General features: G+C 61.9%; 14 protein-coding genes. 3 read left to right on the top strand and 11 right to left on the bottom strand.

What is annotated here, in order from left to right; all coding sequences use genetic code 11:
- Nucleotides 1-331: 331 nt before the first annotated feature.
- The 8 genes from V9L13_RS22840 to V9L13_RS22805 form a co-directional block, all read right to left on the bottom strand.
- Nucleotides 332-1,921: an AAA family ATPase gene (locus V9L13_RS22840; protein ID WP_003220906.1), complete on the bottom strand. Its 1,590-nt coding sequence runs from the start codon at nucleotides 1,919-1,921 to the stop codon at nucleotides 332-334.
- A 10-nt stretch (nucleotides 1,922-1,931) separates the two neighbouring features.
- Complete coding sequence (gene aroB / locus V9L13_RS22835) at nucleotides 1,932-3,032, bottom strand: 3-dehydroquinate synthase (RefSeq protein ID WP_210556778.1); 1,101 nt, start codon at nucleotides 3,030-3,032, stop codon at nucleotides 1,932-1,934.
- 151 nt (nucleotides 3,033-3,183) lie between these two features.
- Nucleotides 3,184-3,702 carry a shikimate kinase AroK gene (aroK, locus tag V9L13_RS22830; protein WP_045122260.1) on the bottom strand — a complete coding sequence of 173 codons (519 nt, stop codon included), beginning with the start codon at nucleotides 3,700-3,702 and terminating at the stop codon, nucleotides 3,184-3,186.
- Nucleotides 3,703-3,706: 4 nt separating this feature from the next.
- Entirely contained in the window at nucleotides 3,707-5,779 is a 2,073-nt protein-coding gene (pilQ, locus tag V9L13_RS22825) for a type IV pilus secretin PilQ (protein WP_338800601.1), read from the bottom strand.
- A gap of 13 nt (nucleotides 5,780-5,792) precedes the next feature.
- On the bottom strand, nucleotides 5,793-6,320 hold the full coding sequence (locus V9L13_RS22820; RefSeq protein ID WP_338800600.1) for a pilus assembly protein PilP: 528 nt from the start codon (nucleotides 6,318-6,320) through the stop codon (nucleotides 5,793-5,795).
- Complete coding sequence (gene pilO, locus V9L13_RS22815; protein ID WP_003220896.1) at nucleotides 6,317-6,940, bottom strand: type 4a pilus biogenesis protein PilO; 624 nt, start codon at nucleotides 6,938-6,940, stop codon at nucleotides 6,317-6,319. Before pilO ends, V9L13_RS22820 begins: the two co-directional genes overlap by 4 nt.
- Entirely contained in the window at nucleotides 6,937-7,503 is a 567-nt protein-coding gene (locus V9L13_RS22810) for a PilN domain-containing protein (protein WP_003220894.1), read from the bottom strand. Before V9L13_RS22810 ends, pilO begins: the two co-directional genes overlap by 4 nt.
- Complete coding sequence (locus tag V9L13_RS22805) at nucleotides 7,503-8,567, bottom strand: pilus assembly protein PilM (RefSeq protein WP_338800599.1); 1,065 nt, start codon at nucleotides 8,565-8,567, stop codon at nucleotides 7,503-7,505. The genes V9L13_RS22810 and V9L13_RS22805 overlap by 1 nt, the downstream gene beginning before the upstream one ends.
- Before the next feature lie 216 nt (nucleotides 8,568-8,783).
- Between V9L13_RS22805 and V9L13_RS22800 the strand changes: the two genes are divergently transcribed.
- Nucleotides 8,784-11,231: a penicillin-binding protein 1A gene (locus tag V9L13_RS22800; protein WP_103485591.1), complete on the top strand. Its 2,448-nt coding sequence runs from the start codon at nucleotides 8,784-8,786 to the stop codon at nucleotides 11,229-11,231.
- Nucleotides 11,232-11,494: 263 nt separating this feature from the next.
- Here the strand turns inward: V9L13_RS22800 and V9L13_RS22795 are convergent, their stop codons facing one another.
- The 3 genes from V9L13_RS22795 to rpmE form a co-directional block, all read right to left on the bottom strand.
- Nucleotides 11,495-12,763, bottom strand: coding sequence for a malic enzyme-like NAD(P)-binding protein (locus V9L13_RS22795; RefSeq protein WP_338800598.1), 1,269 nt, complete (start codon nucleotides 12,761-12,763; stop codon nucleotides 11,495-11,497).
- 183 nt (nucleotides 12,764-12,946) lie between these two features.
- Nucleotides 12,947-13,729, bottom strand: a complete 783-nt coding sequence (locus V9L13_RS22790; RefSeq protein WP_338802893.1) for a thermonuclease family protein — start codon at nucleotides 13,727-13,729, stop codon at nucleotides 12,947-12,949.
- A gap of 41 nt (nucleotides 13,730-13,770) precedes the next feature.
- A complete protein-coding gene (gene rpmE / locus V9L13_RS22785) occupies nucleotides 13,771-13,986 on the bottom strand; it encodes a 50S ribosomal protein L31 (protein ID WP_007968345.1) in 216 nt (71 codons plus the stop codon).
- A 285-nt stretch (nucleotides 13,987-14,271) separates the two neighbouring features.
- On the opposite strand from rpmE, the gene V9L13_RS22780 reads away from it, so the two are divergent.
- Both V9L13_RS22780 and argS read left to right on the top strand, forming a co-directional pair.
- Nucleotides 14,272-16,491 carry a primosomal protein N' gene (locus V9L13_RS22780; RefSeq protein ID WP_338800597.1) on the top strand — a complete coding sequence of 740 codons (2,220 nt, stop codon included), beginning with the start codon at nucleotides 14,272-14,274 and terminating at the stop codon, nucleotides 16,489-16,491.
- Between the two features lie 239 nt (nucleotides 16,492-16,730).
- Entirely contained in the window at nucleotides 16,731-18,467 is a 1,737-nt protein-coding gene (argS, locus tag V9L13_RS22775; protein WP_338800596.1) for an arginine--tRNA ligase, read from the top strand.

Below are 18,467 nucleotides of genomic sequence, written 5' to 3'. Positions count from 1 at the left end.
TGCCTCTTTTCGAGGCAAATTTCTTTTCAATTCAACCACTTGCTGACCGCGCCGAACGTACGCCGGCTTTGCGGGGGCAAAAGGGTGGTCATTGTACACAGCGACACAGACGCTCACAAATTTGACGACGAAATGTCGCAAATCTATGTCGCATTTGTGAAAGGTTTAAAGCGATCTGCTGTGCTAGTCAAAACTTTTTTAATTCTGACTGCAACGACTCAAAGACTACTGTGACGCAGACACCACAAGGCACGCGGTCTGTAGAGACGGCGCGCACTCGTAGAAATTTTGAGGTGCTTGGAGAGGCGGCCTGGGTAAGGCCGCCGAATCTTCAGCGAGTTGTTGCCAGTTCCTGTTGGACGCTGGCGACAGTGCGAGGCCAAGGTTTACCAGCCTGAACCTTCGCTGGCAAGGCCTTGATGGCAGAAACGGCTGCATCACGATTGGCGAAGTTGCCGTAGGTGATCACGTAGAGAGGCTTGCCGTTGAGGACTTTCTTGAAATAACGGTACTCGCCGCCCTGCTCCTTGACGAAGTTTTGCGCGGTCGCTTCGGAGCTGGTGCCGAGGATCTGCACCACGTAATTGCTGGTCGGCTGACCGGCGTACCAGCTGCCACCGGCAGCCTTGGCCACGGTAACCGGCTTCTCCGCCGGTTTGGCGGCAGCAACAGGCTTGGCCGGAGCCGGAGTCGGTTTGGCCGCTGGCGCTGCCGGAGCAGGCTTGGCGCTGGCGACCTGAGTCGGTGCCGGGGTCGGCTTGGCGGCTGGCACCGGAACCGGGGTTGGCGCCGGGCCGGCCGGAACACCTGCTGGTGGTGCGGAAGTCGTTACGGTCGGCGGCGTCGCGCTGGAACCTTCGACCGGCACGCCGTCGTCGCCTTCGGTGATGCCGCCAGCAGCCTCAGCCAGCGGGCCGCGCATCACCGGTTGCGAGTTGCCGACCAGCGGCAGCGGCATCGGCTGGGTATTGCCGGCGAACTCGACGTTCGGCGCGCCACCCTTGGCGCCTTGGCCCAACGGCAGTTGTGCCTGTTCGTTGGCGGGTGCGCCAGTGGTTGGCGCCTTGTTGCGACCCGGCATCAGCCAGGCGGCGGCGACCGCGACCACAACGACGGCGGAAATCGCCAATACGTGTTTCTTCGGCATGTTGAACCCCATACTTGGACGCTTGACCGCAGAGCGGCTGGCAATCATGACTTCGATCAGTGCATCGCGAGCGACCTGGTTGATGTTGCCAGGCCAACCCTCGGCGCTTTCGTGAATCTCAGAGATCTGATCCGCGGTGAAAAGTTCGACACCCCGGCCCGCACCTTCGAGCCGTTGGTCGAGATATTCGCGGGTCTCTTCTTCGGTGTACGGCTGCAGTTCGATGACGTGGAAGCGCTCTTCCTCGAGGTGCAAGGCCTCCAGTTGCGCGATCAGCGACGATTCACCGAACAGGAACACGTGTGGACGACCTTCCGGCGCACCGGCACCCAGCGCCATCAGCGCCTCGAGCGCAGATTCGTCAAGCTGCTCGGCATCATCCACCAGCAGATAGACTTCCTGCCCGGTCAGTGCCAGCTGCACCACTTGCGCCAGAATCGCGCCGACCTCGGCCTGCGCCACGTCCAGCGCCTGAGCAACCTGACGCAGCACGCCGGCGGCATCGCCGGCCCCACGGGCCGACACCACGACACTTTGCACCGATTGCTTGTTGGTGCTGGCCACCAGCGCCTGGCGCAGCAGGGTCTTGCCGCTGCCTTGCGGGCCGGTGACCACCAGCAGCAACTGGCTGTAACGCGCCAGGTGGTGCAGTTGCCCCAGCACCGGCTTGCGCTGGGCCGGGAAGAATTTGAAGCCCGGCACCCGCGGCGCGAAAGGGTCGTGACTTAACTGGAAATGGCCGAGGAACGCCTCGTCGGCATGCAAACTAGTCATCGGAATCTTATTAACCTTTAAGCTGAGCCAGAGCGCGGTAATCCGCTCCCAGCGTGGCCTGTAGAACCTCTTTCGGATAATCGGCGGTCACCACCGCTTCGCCCATCCGGCGCAGCAGCACCAGGCGCAGACGACCGTCGATCACTTTTTTATCAATTGCCATATGTTCGAGAAAATCGGCTTCGGTCATTTCTTCCGGCGGGATCACCGGCAGACCGGCACGCTGAAACAGCCGAATGCCGCGATCACGTTCCTGCTCGCTGATCCAGCCCAGCCGCGCGGACATTTCCAGCGCCATCACCGTACCTGCGGCGACCGCCTCACCATGCAACCAGACACCATAGCCCATGTGGGTCTCGATGGCGTGGCCGAAGGTGTGGCCGAGATTGAGCGTGGCGCGCACGCCGGTTTCCTTCTCATCGGCACCGACCACTGCCGCCTTGGCCGCGCAGGAACGCTCGATGGCGTAGGTCAGGGCCTTCTGGTCCAGCGCGCGCAGAGCGTCGACGTTGTCTTCGAGCCAGGCCAGGAACGGCTCGTCGCAGATCAGACCGTACTTGATGACTTCGGCCAGACCGGCGGACAGCTCACGCTCTGGCAGGGTTTTCAGGGACGCGGTATCGATCAGCACCACGTTCGGCTGATAGAACGCGCCGACCATGTTCTTGCCCAACGGGTGGTTGATGCCGGTCTTGCCGCCCACCGACGAATCGACCTGGGACAGCAGCGTGGTAGGAATCTGGATGAAGTCGACGCCGCGCTGGTAGCAAGCGGCGGCGAAACCGGCCATGTCACCGATGACACCGCCGCCGAGGGCGATGATCGTGGTGCGGCGGTCATGACGGGCGGTCAGCAGGCCGTCGAAGATCAGTTGCAGGGTTTCCCAGTTCTTGAAGGCTTCGCCGTCCGGCAGCACCACCGAGATCACCGAGAACTGCGCCAGGCTGCGGGTCAGACGTTCGAGATAGAGCGGCGCAACGGTCTCGTTAGAGATGATTGCCACCTGCCGCCCGTGGATATGCGGCGCCAGCAACTCAGGCTGATCCAACAAACCTTCGCCAATATGAATCGGGTAGCTGCGCTCGCCTAGATCGACCTTGAGTGTCTGCATGTGTCCCCACAGTGAAGATGGAAGCAGGCGTCCTGCCCTGAATTATTGGTTGTCTGCAGCCTATAGCGGGTATGACGCCGCTCGCACGCCATCCGCCACAACCTCGGCGGCTCTGACAGGACGCCGAGGATAGCGCATTTCGGGCGATGCTTTAACGGGGTGGAAGCTGCGCCAGACGGTCGAGAATGTCGAGCACCACCATACGCGGTGGCCGCTCGTCGGTTTCCACCACCAGATCGGCGATTTCCCGATAGAGCGGATCACGGATCGCCAGCAGGTCACGCAGGGTTTTCGCCGGATCGGCGGTGCGCAGCAAAGGACGATTGCGGTCGCGCGACGTGCGGCCGACCTGCTGCTCGACGGAGGCGTGCAGATACACCACCCGCCCGCCCTCGTGCAGGGCCTTGCGGTTGGCATCGCGCATCACCGCGCCGCCGCCAGTCGCCAGCACCACGCCGTCGAAAGCGCACAGCTCGGCGATCATCGCCTGCTCACGGTCGCGAAAGCCGGGCTCGCCTTCCTTGTCGAAGATCCACGGGATATTGGCGCCCGTGCGCAGTTCAATTTCCTTGTCGGAATCTTTGAACGGCAGGCGCAGCTCTTTGGCCAGCAACCGGCCGATGGTGCTTTTTCCAGCGCCCATCGGTCCTACAAGAATCAAATTTCGCACAGAATCAACGACTCACAGCAATCGCCTGGTTATTCATAATACGCGGAGTGAGAAATACCAGCAGCTCGGATTTTTTCTCCGAAACCACATCACGCCGGAAAAGGCGGCCAAGATACGGCACATCGCCAAGAAATGGCACCTTATCTACGACCTTGCTTTGAGTATTTGAGAAAACACCGCCAATCACGATGGTCTCGCCGTCGTTCACCAGCACCTTGGCGTTGACCTCGTTCTTCTTGATCGGCGGTACATCCTGCACTTTGTTCAGGTAGTCCGGTTCGTCCTTGGTGACTTTGACCTCCATGATGATGCGGTTGTCAGGGGTGATCTGAGGCGTTACTTCCAGGGACAGCGAAGCTTCCTTGAACGACACCGACGTCGCGCCGCTGGAGCTGGCTTCCTGATACGGAATCTCGGTGCCCTTGAGGATCTTTGCGGTCTCTTTGTCGGAGGTAACCACTTTCGGCTGCGAGACGATTTCACCGTTGCCGGTCTTCTCCATGGCGGTCAGCTCAAGATCGAGCAGCACATTGTCGGTGATGAAGGCGATGCCGATCCCCGAGGTATTACCGATCGTGCCCATGTCGACGAACGGCGAATTGGTGCTGGTGCTGCCCGGTGTGCCAATGGTGGTAGAGGTGCCATTGCTGACCCCGGAGGTGTTCCAGTTGCCCTTGTTCTGGATCGAACCGCCCCAGCGCACACCCAGACTCTTGTCGTAATCGACGTTGGCCTCGACAATCCGCGCCTCGATCATCACCTGACGCACCGGAATATCCAGTTGCGCCACGATCCGCCGCAGTTCATCGAGGCGATCCTGGGTCTGGTAGGCAATGATGTTGTTGGTGCGCTCATCGACGGTGATCGAGCCGCGCTCGTCGATTTTCGCCTCGGCGCTGGTCACCGATTGGAACAGCTTGGCGATGTCCGCCGCCTTGGCGTAGTTCACTTGCAGCAGCTCGCGGCGCAGCGGTGCCAGTTCGGCGATCTGTTTCTGCGACTCCAGCTCCTGGCGCTCGCGGGCAGCGATTTCGTCGGCCGGCGCCACCAGCAACACGTTGCCGATCTTGCGTTTATCCAGCCCTTTGGTTTTCAGCACCAGGTCCAGCGCCTGATCCCATGGCACGTTTTGCAGACGCAGGGTAATACCGCCTTGCACCGTATCGCTGGCCACCAGGTTGAGGTTGGTGAAATCGGCGATCAGTTGCAGCACCGAGCGCACATCGATGTCCTGAAAATTCAGCGAGAGTTTTTCGCCACTGTAGGCCTGGCGCTCGGCATTGCGTTTTTGCAGGTCATCGACCGTCATCGGGCGAATGCTGACGGTCAGTTTGTTATCGGTCTGGTAGGTGGAATAGTCGAACGTGCCGCTGGGTTCGACGGTGATGACCGCACGATCACCGGTGGCGGCGGCGTTGACGAACTGCACAGGCGTGGCGAAGTCCTTGACGTCGAGGCGCACCCGCAGCCTGTCGGGCAACTGGGTGCGGGCAAAACTGAGGATGATCTTGCCGTCATGCTCCTGGATATCCGGGGCGATGGTCGGGTCCGACAGATCAATGACCACGTTGCCCTCGCCCGCGGTGCCACGTTGGAAGTCCACGCCACGAATGGCCTTAGCAACGGGGGCGTAAGCCTTCGCCGGAGCCGCGACCGGTCGTGGCGCAGCAGCGGCTGGGCGCGGCGCAGCAGGCTTGGCGCCCTGCCCGACCACCACGAACAGATTGTTACCCTCAACCCGCGAGGTGTAGGGCGTCAGTTGCGTCAGGTTGATGATCAGGCGCGTGCGGTCGTTGGCCTCGACCACTGTCGCCGTTCGCGCATTGCCGCTGCCCAGATCGCGGGTCTTGCTCGTCAGCTGGCTGGCGACACCCGGCAGATCCAGCGCGATTCGCGCCGGAGATTCGGTGGTGTAGCCCTTGGGCTGCGGTGGTGGGCCGTCGAACGACAGCTTCAACTCGATGCGGTCACCCGGTAACGCCGCGACATCCAGCGCCTTGAGACTGGCCGCCTGAACCATCGGTGACAGCAGCGCTATCCATAGCGAAAAACCGAGGGTGGAAAAAATCCTGTTCATTGTTCGACTTCCACTATGAGTGCTCTTTCAAAGGAATGGTGCGCGGACGTTCCAGCCAGGCGCCTTCGCCGTCGGGCACGATCTCGACCACATCGACCTGCGTGGCGCTGATCGCCACGATGCGCCCGTCGTTGCGCCCCAGATAGTCGCCGACCTTCAGCCGATGCACACCGCCGGCCCCACGCAGCAGGGCAAAGGAGCCGGAGGCATTGGAGATGGTGCCGACCATTTCAAACTGCTCGATGTTGAAACCTTCGAGGTATTGCTTGACCCGGTTGGGGTCGGGTTTGACATTGCGCGAGCCGCGCTGCTGCCCGGCCAGATCGACGCGCACCTGACGCGAGAACGGGCTGCGCAGGTTGGCCGCGCTGTAGGTAAACGTGGGGTAGGAATGGAACGTCGGCGTCGGCTCGATCTTGCCCGCCGGGCGCAGACGCACTTCGTTCATGTAAGCGTCGAGGTCGCTGAATTCGTCACTGCTGCCGCAACCACTGAGGCCAAGCACCAGCATCGACAGGGCGAAATAACGGATCGGGGTCATTTTTCCAGCCCCTTGTCGTTATAGCGGTAGGTCTTGGCGAGGATGCTCATGCGCAGCTTCGTCCCGCCTTCGGGGTTGGCCGGCGCCAGTTCGAAATCGTGCAACGTGACGATCCGTGGCAACCCGGCGACGCCACTGACGAAAGTGGCGAGGTCGTGGTAAGCCCCGGTGACGGTGATCTGGATCGGCAACTCGATGTAGAACGGCTGGGTCACTTCCGGCAGCAGCTTGATCTCTTCGAATTCGAGGCCACTGCCCAACCCGGTGCGGGTGATGTCTTCCAGCAACCCCGGGACTTCAGTGTCGCTGGGCAACTGCCGCAGGAGCACGCCGAAGGAGTTTTCCATCTCCTTCATCTGCTGGGTGTACAGCTCCAGGTTGGCGGCCATGTGCGCCTTGCTGGCGAACTGCTCCTTCAAGGTGTCTTCTTCCTGATGCTTGGCTTCCAGCTGGTTTTCCATGTCGCTGATGAAAAAGTTATAGCCAAGCGCCAACACCAGCACCGCCAGCAACGCTCCCGCGATGGTTTTCACCGCGGCCGGCCAGGAACCGATGTTGCTGGTATCCAGATCGTTGAAGTCGATATTGCGCAGACTCTGCAGCCATTCGGACGGTTTCATTTGTCGCCCTCCGTCACGGCTGGCTGGGTCTGACGAACGGTCAGCTGAAAGACGTTGGCCTGATCCACCTGACCGGCGGTCGTCGCCTTCACCTCGTTGAGGCTGGGCGCGTCAAACCAGTCGGAGGCATCCAGATTGCGCATCAGCTCCGAAACCCGATTATTGGACTCGGCCGCGCCATTGATGGTCAGCGTCTTGCCCACCAGTTTCACGCTGGTGAAATACACGCCATCCGGCAGCGTGCGTGCCAGTTGATCGAAGATCCGTCCACTGATCTGCCGGTTGCCCTGCAAGTCCTGGATGATGCGCATGCGCTCGACCAGTTGCTGGCGCCGGGCCTTGAGTTCGCTGATCTGCTTGATCCGTTCGTCGACCACCGCTATCTGCTTGCCGATGTAGGCATTGCGCGCGGCCTGCCGCTCGATGGCGGCATCGAAGATCTGATCGGCAATGAACACTGCACCCACCGAACCGACGAAGACCCCGATCAGGATCAGCAGGAAGCGCTTGCGCCGCTCTTCGCGGCGCTCCTCGCGCCAGGGGAGAAGGTTGATCCGCGCCATCAGTCGAAACTCCTGAGCGCGAGCCCGCAGGCAATCATCAGGGCCGGCGCGTCACTGGCCAGGGCCCCGGCGTTGACCTTGCTGCTCAAGGCCATGTCGGCAAACGGGTTGGCGACCTGGGTCGGGGTGCCCAGGCGCTGCTCGATCAGGCGATCCAGCCCTGGCACCGACGCCGTGCCACCGGCCAGCAGAATGTGATCGACTGCGTTGTACTGCCCGGAGGCGAAGAAAAACTGCAACGAGCGCGACACCTGCTGTACCAGCGCATCCCGAAACGGCTGCAAAACCTCGCTGATATAGTCATCCGGCAGACCGCCCTGCTTTTTCGCCAGCCCGGCCTGCTCGACGGTCAGGCCGTAGCGGCGCTGAATCTCCTCGGTCAGTTGGCGGCCACCGAACAGTTGCTCGCGGGTATAGATGATGCGGCCATTGTGCAGGACGCTGAGAGTGGTCATGGTCGCGCCGATGTCCACCACGGCCACCGTCAGGCGTTCCTGCGAGGCGGCCAGTTGATTGGCGAGCAGGCCGAACGAGCGCTCCAGCGCATAGGCCTCGACATCGACCACTCGCGCCGTCAGCCCGGCCAGCGCCAGCGCCGCCTCGCGCACTTCGACGTTTTCCTTGCGACAGGCGGCAAGCAGCACGTTGACCCGCTCCGGGTTGCGCGGCGAAACGCCCTGGACTTCGAAGTCGATAGCGACTTCGTCCAGTGGATAGGGAATGTATTGGTCGGCTTCGATCTTGAGCTGGTTTTCCAGCTCGTCATCGGTCAGCCCGGCGTCCATCTCGATGATTTTGGTGATCACCGCAGAGCCGGCCACCGCCACCGCCACGCTCTTGAGCCCGGTGCGCGCCTTGACCAGTACCCGAGACAAGGCATTGCCCACGCCTTCGAGCTCGGCGATGTTCTTTTCGACCACGGCGTTGGGCGGCAGAGGTTCCACCGCGTAGGCCTCGACCCGGTAGCGGTCGCCCTGGCGGCTAAGCTCCAGCAGCTTCACCGAAGTGGAGCTGATGTCGATCCCCAGTAACGTATTGGTCTTTTTATTGAAGAGTCCCAGCACTACCAATTCCCTATGACTTTCCGTGAGTTACGGACTCTGTAATACACATTGCGTTCCTTCTCCGCGCCTTGACAGAAGCGCAAATGACGCCCCCAGCAGAAAAGTGCTTATAATGCCCAGCGTTTTTTTCCGCTTTTTACTGCCGGCGCGGGTTGTTCTGTGTGTTCCCGGAACCCTGTCGCCAAATTCATTCTTTGCCCTGGATGTCCAAAAGCCTTGATTCGTCTGCTGAAATTTTTCGGTTGGTCCATCGTCGCCGTTTTCTGCGGACTGCTTTTAGGTCTCAGCGGCGCGTTTCTTTACCTTAGTCCGGGTTTGCCCTCTGTGGAGGCGCTGCGAAGCATTCAGTTGCAGATTCCATTGCGGGTCTACAGCAGCGATAACAAATTGATCGCAGAATTTGGCGAAATGCGCCGGACTCCGATCCGTTTCGCCGACATTCCCCCCAATTTCATTAATGCGTTACTAAGTGCTGAAGACGACAATTTCGCCAACCACTATGGCGTCGATCCGAGCAGCCTGATGCGTGCCGCGACCCAATTGGTCAAAAGCGGACACATTCAGTCCGGCGGCAGCACCATCACCATGCAGGTGGCGAAGAACTTCTTCCTGACCAGCGAGCGTAGCTTCTCGCGCAAAACCACCGAGATCCTTCTGGCCCTGCAGATCGAGCGGCAGCTGACCAAGGACGAGATCCTTGAGCTGTACGTGAACAAGATTTATCTGGGTAACCGCGCCTATGGCATCGAGGCGGCGGCGCAGGTGTATTACGGCAAGTCGATCCGCGACGTCAGCCTGGCGCAGATGGCGATGATCGCCGGCCTGCCAAAAGCCCCGTCGCGCTTCAACCCGCTGGCCAACCCGGCGCGCAGCAAGGAACGTCGCGACTGGATCCTCGGGCGCATGTACAAGCTCGGGAAGATCTCCGAGGCTGATTACACCGCCGCGATCAACGAGCCACTGAACGCCAGCTATCACGTGCCGACCCCGGAAGTGAACGCACCGTACATCGCTGAAATGGCCCGTGCCGAAATGGTCGGCCGCTATGGCAGCGACGCCTATACCGAAGGCTTCCGCGTCACCACCACGGTGCCGAGCAACCTGCAGGAAATGGCCAACACCGCGCTGCACGAAGGTTTGATGACCTACGACCAGCGTCACGGCTACCGCGGCCCTGAGTCGCGCCTGCCGGGCAAGACCCACGAAGCCTGGGCCACCGAGCTGACCAAGCAGCGCACCATCAGCAGCCTGGAGCCGGCCATCGTCACCCAGGTCGACAAGAATGGCTTGCAGGTGCTGACCCGTAGCGGCGAAGAACATGTCGCCTGGGACACCATGAAATGGGCGCGGCCGTTCCTCAACACCAACAGCATGGGCGCCGCACCGCGTCAGCCGTCGGATGTGGCGCAGGTCGGCGATCTGATTCGCGTGCAGCGTCAGCCGAACAATTCGCTGAAATTCAGCCAGATTCCACAGGCGCAAGGCGCGCTGGTGTCGCTGGATCCGCAGAACGGCGCGATCCGCTCGCTGGTCGGCGGCTTCGCTTTCGAGCAGAGCAACTACAACCGCGCCCTGCAGGCCAAGCGTCAGCCGGGTTCGAGCTTCAAGCCGTTCGTCTACAGCGCTGCGCTGGACAGCGGTTACACCGCCGCGACCCTGGTCAACGACGCGCCGATCGTGTTCGTCGACGAGTACCTGGATAAAGTCTGGCGACCGAAGAACGACACCAACACCTTCCTCGGCCCGATCCGTCTGCGCGAGGCGCTGTACAAGTCGCGTAACCTGGTGTCGATCCGCCTGCTGCAGGCGATGGGCGTCGGCAAGACCATCGACTACATCACCCGCTTCGGCTTCAACAAGCAGGACCTGCCGCCGAACCTGTCGCTGGCGCTGGGTACCGCGACCCTGACGCCGATGGAGATCGCTACCGGCTGGAGCACCTTCGCCAACGGCGGCTACAAGATCACCCCGTACATCATCGACAAGATCGAAAGCCGCAACGGCGACACGCTGTTCGTCGCCAACCCGCCGACCGTGCCACAGGGTGGCTCGGCGACCGATGGCTTTGCCGCCCCGGCGTCTCAGCCGATCACCGTCAACGCAGCACCGGTTCCGGGTGAAGCCCCGGGCGCCGCAGCAGCGCCACAAGCACCGGCAGTAGCCGAGCGGATCGTCGATGGTCGCACCACGTACATCCTCAACAGCATGCTGCAGGACGTGATCAAGCTCGGCACCGGGCGCCGTGCACTGGCCATGGGCCGCAGCGACATCGCGGGCAAGACCGGTACCACCAACGACTCCAAGGATGCATGGTTCTCCGGTTACAACGGCGATTACGTGACCACCGTGTGGACCGGTTTCGACCAGCCAGAAAGCCTCGGGCGCCGTGAGTTCGGCGGCACCGTGGCGCTGCCGATCTGGATGAACTACATGTCGGCTGCGCTGAAGGACAAGCCGCCGCACGTGCAGCCTGAGCCGGAAGGCATCCTCAGCCTGCGGGTAGACCCGGTCAGCGGTCGCGCGGCTACGCCGAGCACGCCGGGTGCCTACTTCGAGCTGTTCAAGTCGGAAGACACGCCGCCATCCGTGAATGAGCTGGGCAATGGCGCGGCGCCAGGCAGTCCGCTACCGGCGGATGAGCAGGCGCCGATCGACCTGTTCTGATCCAGTGTCATTGAAAAGCCCCGCCTTCGAGAGAAGAGCGGGGCTTTTTTATGGCTGCGATTTTATGTTGTCTGGGCCGGCCTCTTCGCGAGCAAGCCCGCTCCCACAGTGCCCGGGTTGTAGCCAGCATTTGCGCACACCACAAAACCTGTGGGAGCGGGCTTGCTCGCGAAGAGGCACTGAAGAACACCACAAATCACACAGGCACAAAAAAAGCCCCGACTCTCACGAGCCGGGGCTTCTGATTGAAGCGCTACAACGACTTAGCCGTTGAACACGTCATCCACGCTTTTCAGCGGGTAGTTCTTCGGATACGGCAGGGTGGCCACACCGGTCTCGATCGCGGCTTTGGCCACAGCGTCGGAGATCAGGGTGATCAGGCGCTTGTCCATTGGCTTCGGAATGATGTACTCACGGCCGAATTCCAGCGGCGCACCACCGTAGGCGTCGCACACGTCCTGAGGAACAGGCAGCTTGGCCAGTTCACGCAGGGCGTTGGCCGCAGCCACTTTCATTTCTTCGTTGATGCGCTTGGCGCGAACGTCCAGGGCACCGCGGAAGATGAACGGGAAGCCCAGTACGTTGTTGACCTGGTTCGGGTAGTCGGAACGACCGGTGGCCATGATCACGTCGCTGCGGGTGGCGTGCGCCAGTTCCGGGGAGATTTCCGGATCCGGGTTCGAGCAGGCGAAGACGATCGGGTTGGCCGCCATCGACAGCAGGCCTTCAGGGCTCAGCAAGTTCGGGCCGGACAGACCGACGAACACATCAGCGCCTTTCAGGGCATCAGCCAGGCTGCGCTTGTCGGTGGCGTGAGCGAATACCGCTTTGTACTGGTTCAGGTCGTCACGGCCGGAGTGGATCACGCCGGTACGGTCAACCATGAAGATGTTTTCGATTTTTGCGCCCATGCTCACCAGCAACTTCATGCAGGAGATGGCCGCAGCGCCGGCGCCGAGGCAGACGATCTTGGCTTCCGGCAGGGTTTTGCCGGCGATTTCCAGGGCGTTGATCATACCCGCAGCGGTCACGATCGCGGTGCCGTGCTGGTCATCGTGGAATACCGGAATGTCGCACTGCTCGATCAGAGCACGTTCGATCTCGAAGCACTCAGGTGCCTTGATGTCTTCCAGGTTGATGCCACCAAAGGTGATGGAAATGCGTTTGACGGTGTCGATGAAGGCTTGCGGGCTTTCGGAGTCGACTTCGATGTCGAACACGTCGATACCGGCGAAGCGCTTGAACAGTACGCCTTTACCTTCCATGACCGGCTTGGAAGCCAGTGGGCCGAGGTTACCCAGACCCAGAATCGCGGTGCCATCGGAAATGACTGCAACCAGGTTGCCCTTGCCGGTGTATTTGTAGGCCAGTTCAGGATCGCGGGCGATCTCACGCACTGGTTCAGCTACGCCGGGGCTGTAGGCCAGCGACAGGTCGCGGGCGGTAGCAGTGGCCTTGGTGAGCTCGACACTCAGCTTCCCTGGACGAGGATTGGCATGATATTCGAGAGCGGCAGTTTTCAGATCAGACATTTTGGCATTCCGCTTTTTACTGTTGGACAGACTGGTCAGCGAGGATACGCGCCTCGCAAAGTCCCCACAAGACTGAGCAGTCACCCCTGTCAAGCGCCCTGTCCTACGACTTTGGGCCAAGAGCCACGGCGCACAAGGGCTGGACTGTTCACAATCGACAGAAAAAATGTCTACAATTTTTCTTCAGCGGGCGCCTTGCAGCATCGATGGATCGGTCAGCGGCAGCAGCCAACGCGGTTGACCCGGTTGTAAGCCGCCACGGCGCGAGCGATCGACGACCCAGCCACGAGCCTCGACCTGCCTGCCTTTCAGCGCCTGCAATCGGGGACTGTCGAATTGGCCAACCAGATTGGGCGCAACGCGCAATACAACCGAGTCCTGCAACTCGATCCAGATTCCGCCGCGATTGCGCTGAACCTTGCTCACACGTCCACTGACCACGGCGAAACCCGAGTGCTGAATCTGCTCCGCTTTCAGTACAGGCGACTGGCGCCAGACGCCGCGCCCAGCGGTGCGCGCGCTCTGCTCAGCGGCTTGCTGACAGGCAACAAGATCGACGTTCGGTGCAACGGCCACCTGAAAACCCAGGCCGTCGGCAAGCATCTGCGCTTCAAGATTGGTACCGCTGGCACTGTAAACATGCGCGAGGATACGGCCGTAATGGTCTTTGGCCTGCTTGCCGGTGAGCAGACCGACCCGACCGCCGCTGTCCGCCACCAGTGTTTCGAGGCGTTTACGCGCCGCCACAGCGAGGGGCTGGTCAGTGCGGCCCTGCTTGCCCAGCTCCGGCGTGTTGAGGCCGATCATGCGCACACTGCGCCCGTCGCTCAGACGCAGAGTGTCGCCATCGACCACACGCTGGACGCTGACGCTGCTCAGTCCGGCAGGCGTGGGGCAAAACGCCTGGGCAGCAGACAGCCAAATCGCAGGCACAAAAAAGGCGCCCACAAGGGACGCCCTTTTCATCAGCCTGGAGAAACCGTCGAAGTTTTCCAGAATGACCAATCTTACTTCTTGGCGCCGAAGGCACCGAAACGGTCGGCGAACTTCTGAACGCGGCCACCGGTGTCCAGAGTCTTCTGCTTACCGGTGTAGAACGGGTGGCACTCGTTGCAAACGTCGATCGCCAGGGCTTTGCCGAAGGTCGAACGGGTTTCGAACTTGTTGCCGCAGCTGCAGGTTACTGCAACTTCTGGGTAATTCGGGTGGATATCAGCTTTCATGATGTCTTCCTCAGCTAGCGTGCCGCCACCCAACACTATTGTTGAATACCGCACGTAATTAGGCCGCGGATTCTACCAGACAATGTCAATCGCGCAAGCTGTCCCTGAGACCGACCGTCTGCTAGGCTCCCGGCCTCGAACACATTCTCCTGTGGGAGCGGGCTTGCTCGCGAAGGCGGCGTGTCAGCCAACATCAAAGTGCCTGACACAGCGCATTCGCGAGCAAGCCCGCTCCCACAATTGATCTGCGCTCGCCCTTCTTTCGTGTTGATAGAGACCCCCCGCGTGCCCGACGCCATTCTGCGCCTCGCCCTGCCTTCGCCCCTGCGCCGCCTGTTCGATTATCGGGCGCCGGCCGGGGTGTCGCGCGCCCAGTTGCAGCCGGGCATGCGCCTGCGGGTGCCGTTCGGGCGCAGAGAGATGATCGGGATTCTGGTCGAGATCACCGACACCAGCGAAGTGCCGGCAGAAAAGCTCAAACCGGCGCTGGCCCTGCTCGATGCCACCCCGCCACTGCCTCCCGCATTGTTCAAGCTGTGCCTGTGGACCTCCCAGTATTACCAGCACAGCCTCGGCGATACCTTGAGCTGGGCGCTGCCGGTCCTGCTGCGTCAGGGCGAACTGGCCGAGGCCCGTCAGGAACGCTTCTGGTCGGTCGCCCCCGGCGCCAGCCTCGATGATCCACGCATCGCCCGCGCCCCGCGCCAGCGTGAAGCCCTGGCAACACTGGCCCAGCACCCGCACGGCGTCGCCCATCAGTTGTTGAGCAAACTGATGCTGAGCAAGGACAGCCTCGACCTGCTGCTGGCCAAGGGCCTGGTGCAAGTGGAGATCCGGCGCCACGCCCCCGGCGTGCGCCATGAACACTGGCTGGCCCAGCCGGAGTTGCCGCTGAACACCGAACAACGCGCCGCTTACGAAGCGATCCGCGCCGGGTTCGACAGTTATCACGCCTTTTTGCTGGCCGGGGTCACCGGCAGCGGCAAGACCGAAGTCTATTTACAACTGATCCGCGAAACCCTCGAAGCGGGCAAGCAGGCACTGGTGCTGATCCCCGAGATCAACCTCGGGCCGCAGACTCTGGCGCGTTTCGAGCAGCGCTTCAACGCACGCATCGCCCTGCTGCACTCGGCGGTCAGCGACCGCGAGCGCCTCGACGCCTGGCTCGCCGCCCGCGACGGCGAGGCCGACATTATTATCGGCACTCGCTCGGCGCTGTTCACCCCGATGAAAAATCCGGGGTTGATCATCATCGACGAAGAGCACGACGGCTCCTATAAACAGCAGGAAGGCCTGCGCTACCACGCCCGGGATCTGGCGCTGGTGCGCGCGCGCCAGGAAAACATCCCGATCGTCCTCGGTTCGGCCACGCCTTCGCTGGAAAGCCTGCACAACGCTTACACCGGTCGCTATGGCCTGCTACGCCTCAACGAGCGGGCCGGCGGCGCCAAACAACCACGTTTCCTGCGGCTGGACGTGAAAAGCCGTCCGCTGGACAGCGGCATTTCCGGGCCGATGCAGCAAGCCATCGGCCAGACCCTTGCCGCCGGCCAACAGGTGCTGGTGTTCCTCAACCGGCGCGGCTTTGCCCCGACGCTGCTGTGCCACGATTGCGGCTGGATGTCCGAGTGTTCGCGCTGCGATGCGCGGATGACCGTGCACCAGCGCTATGGCGAGCTGCGCTGCCACCACTGCGGCTATGTCGAACGCACGCCGCGCCAGTGCCCCAAGTGCAACAAGGTCGATCTGCGGCCGGTGGGCGCCGGCACCGAGCGTGCGGAGGAGCGGTTGGCGATTCTGTTCCCGGACTACCCGGTGCTGCGGGTCGACCGCGACAGCACTTCGCGCAAGGACGCGATGAATAAACTGTTCGCGACGATTCAAAAGGGTCAGCCATGCATTCTGGTCGGCACGCAGATGTTGGCCAAGGGGCACCACTTCCCGCGGGTCACGCTGGTGTCGATTCTGGATGCCGACGGCGGACTGTTCTCCGGCGACTTCCGCGCCAGCGAGCGCATGGCGCAATTGATCGTGCAGGTCGCCGGACGCGCCGGGCGGGCGGAAGAGCCGGGCAAGGTGATCATCCAGACGCACCTGGCCGACCATCCTTTATTGGTGCAACTGACCGAGCAGGGCTACTTCGCCTTTGCCGAGCAAGCCTTGAGCGAGCGCCGCGCCGCCGGACTGCCGCCGTTTGCGCATCTGGCGCTGTTACGCGCCGAAGCGCACAAGCCGGGGCAGGCCGAGGGTTTTCTCGACGAGGCGTGCAGCGCGGCCGAGCGCTTGCTGGTCGAGCAGAATCTGACCGGCATCGAACTGCTGGGCCCGGTGCCGGCGCCGATGGAGCGGCGTGCCGGTCGGTATCGGGCGCAGCTATTGTTGCAGGCTACAGCGCGGGCGCCGCTGCATCGGTTGCTCAGCAGCTGGTTGCTGGAATTAGAGCAGATGCCGAGCGGGCGGGCGGTGCGCTGGTCGCTGGATGTCGATCCCGTGGATCTGTATTGATCTGAAAATCGCCTTCGCGAGCAAGCCCGCTCCCACATTGGATCTGCGGCGTTCACAGATTATGTGTCTGACACCGATCCCCTGTGGGAGCGGGCTTGCTCGCGAATAGGCCCGAATTGTCACCACATATCCATAAGCTGCCTGCTAAGGTTGGCAAGCCCGTCTTCGCAACGGATAATGCCCAGTTTTTCCACCCGCGCATCGATGCGCCGCCGCGCTTGCGGTCGAAAGAGAAGACCATGAAAGACACCATTCGCCAGCTGATCCAACAAGCCCTCACCCAACTCGTCAACGAAGGTGTGTTGCCTGAAGGCCTGTCGCCGGCGATTCAGGTGGAGAACGCCCGTGACAAGACCCACGGCGACTTCGCCAGCAACATCGCCATGATGCTGGCCAAACCTGCGGGCATGAAGCCGCGCGATCTGGCGGAGAAAATCATCGCCGCGCTGCCGGCCGACGAGAACGTCACCAAGGCCGAAATCGCCGGCCCAGGCTTCATCAATTTCTTCCAGAACACCCAGGCCCTCGCCTCGCGCCTCGACGCCGCCCTGGCCGACGCTCACGTTGGCGTGCGCAAGGCCGGCCCGGCGCAACGCACCGTGGTCGACCTGTCGGCACCGAACCTGGCCAAGGAGATGCACGTCGGCCACTTGCGCTCGACCATCATCGGCGACGGCGTGGCCCGTGTTCTCGAGTTCCTTGGCGACGAAGTGATCCGCCAGAACCATGTGGGCGACTGGGGCACCCAGTTCGGCATGCTGATGGCGTATCTGCAGGAAAACCCGATCACCAGCGATGAGCTGTCGGATCTGGAAAACTTCTACCGCGCCGCCAAGCAGCGTTTCGACGAGTCCGAAGAATTCGCCGACCGCGCCCGTGGCCTGGTGGTCAAGCTGCAGGCCGGCGATGCCGAATGCCTGGCGCTGTGGACCAAGTTCAAGGACATCTCGCTGTCGCACTGCCAGAAGATCTACGAACTGCTCAACGTCAAACTGACCATGGCCGACGTGATGGGCGAAAGCGCCTACAACGACGACCTGATCAATGTGGTCAACGATCTGAAAGCCGCTGGCATGCTGGTCGAGAGCAACGGCGCCCAGTGCGTGTTCCTCGACGAGTTCAAAAACGCCGACGGCGACCCGCTGCCGGTGATCATCGTCAAGGCTGACGGCGGTTACCTGTACGCCACCACTGACCTGGCGGCCGTGCGCTATCGCTCTGGCAAACTGAAAGCTGACCGCGCACTGTACTTCGTCGACCAGCGTCAGGCCCTGCACTTCCAGCAAGTGTTTGCCGTGGCGCGCAAGGCCGGTTTCGTGACCCATCCGATGGAAATGGAGCACATGGGCTTCGGCACCATGAACGGCGCCGATGGCCGTCCGTTCAAGACCCGTGACGGCGGCACCGTGAAGCTGATCGACCTGCTGACCGAAGCGCAGGAACGCGCCTACAACCTGGTCAAAGAGAAGAACCCGGAGCTTGCCGAGGACGAACTGCGCAACATCGCCAAGGTTGTCGGCATCGGCGCGGTGAAATACGCCGACCTGTCCAAGCACCGCACCAGCGACTACAGCTTCAACTTCGACCTGATGCTCAACTTCGAAGGCAACACCGCGCCGTACCTGCTGTACGCCTACACCCGTGTGGCCGGTGTGTTCCGCAAACTGGGCAAGGACTTCAGCGAAGTCGAGGGCCAGATCGTCCTCGAAGCGGCGCACGAGCAAGAGCTGGCGGCGAAACTGGCGCAGTTCGGCGAAGTGCTGAACAACGTCGCGGAAAAAGGCACCCCGCACATCCTCTGCACCTACCTGTATGACGTCGCCGGTCTGTTCTCCAGCTTCTACGAGAACTGCCCGATCCTCGCCGCCGAAACGCCGGCCCGGATGCAGAGTCGTCTGCGTCTGGCCGCGCTGACCGGTCGTACTCTCAAGCAAGGCCTGGAACTGTTGGGCCTGGAAACTCTGGAGCGCATGTAA

It is taken from the genome of Pseudomonas sp. RSB 5.4, from assembly GCF_037126175.1.
GTDB lineage: Bacteria > Pseudomonadota > Gammaproteobacteria > Pseudomonadales > Pseudomonadaceae > Aquipseudomonas > Aquipseudomonas fluorescens_H.
This window is presented reverse-complemented; position numbering and strand designations above follow the sequence as displayed.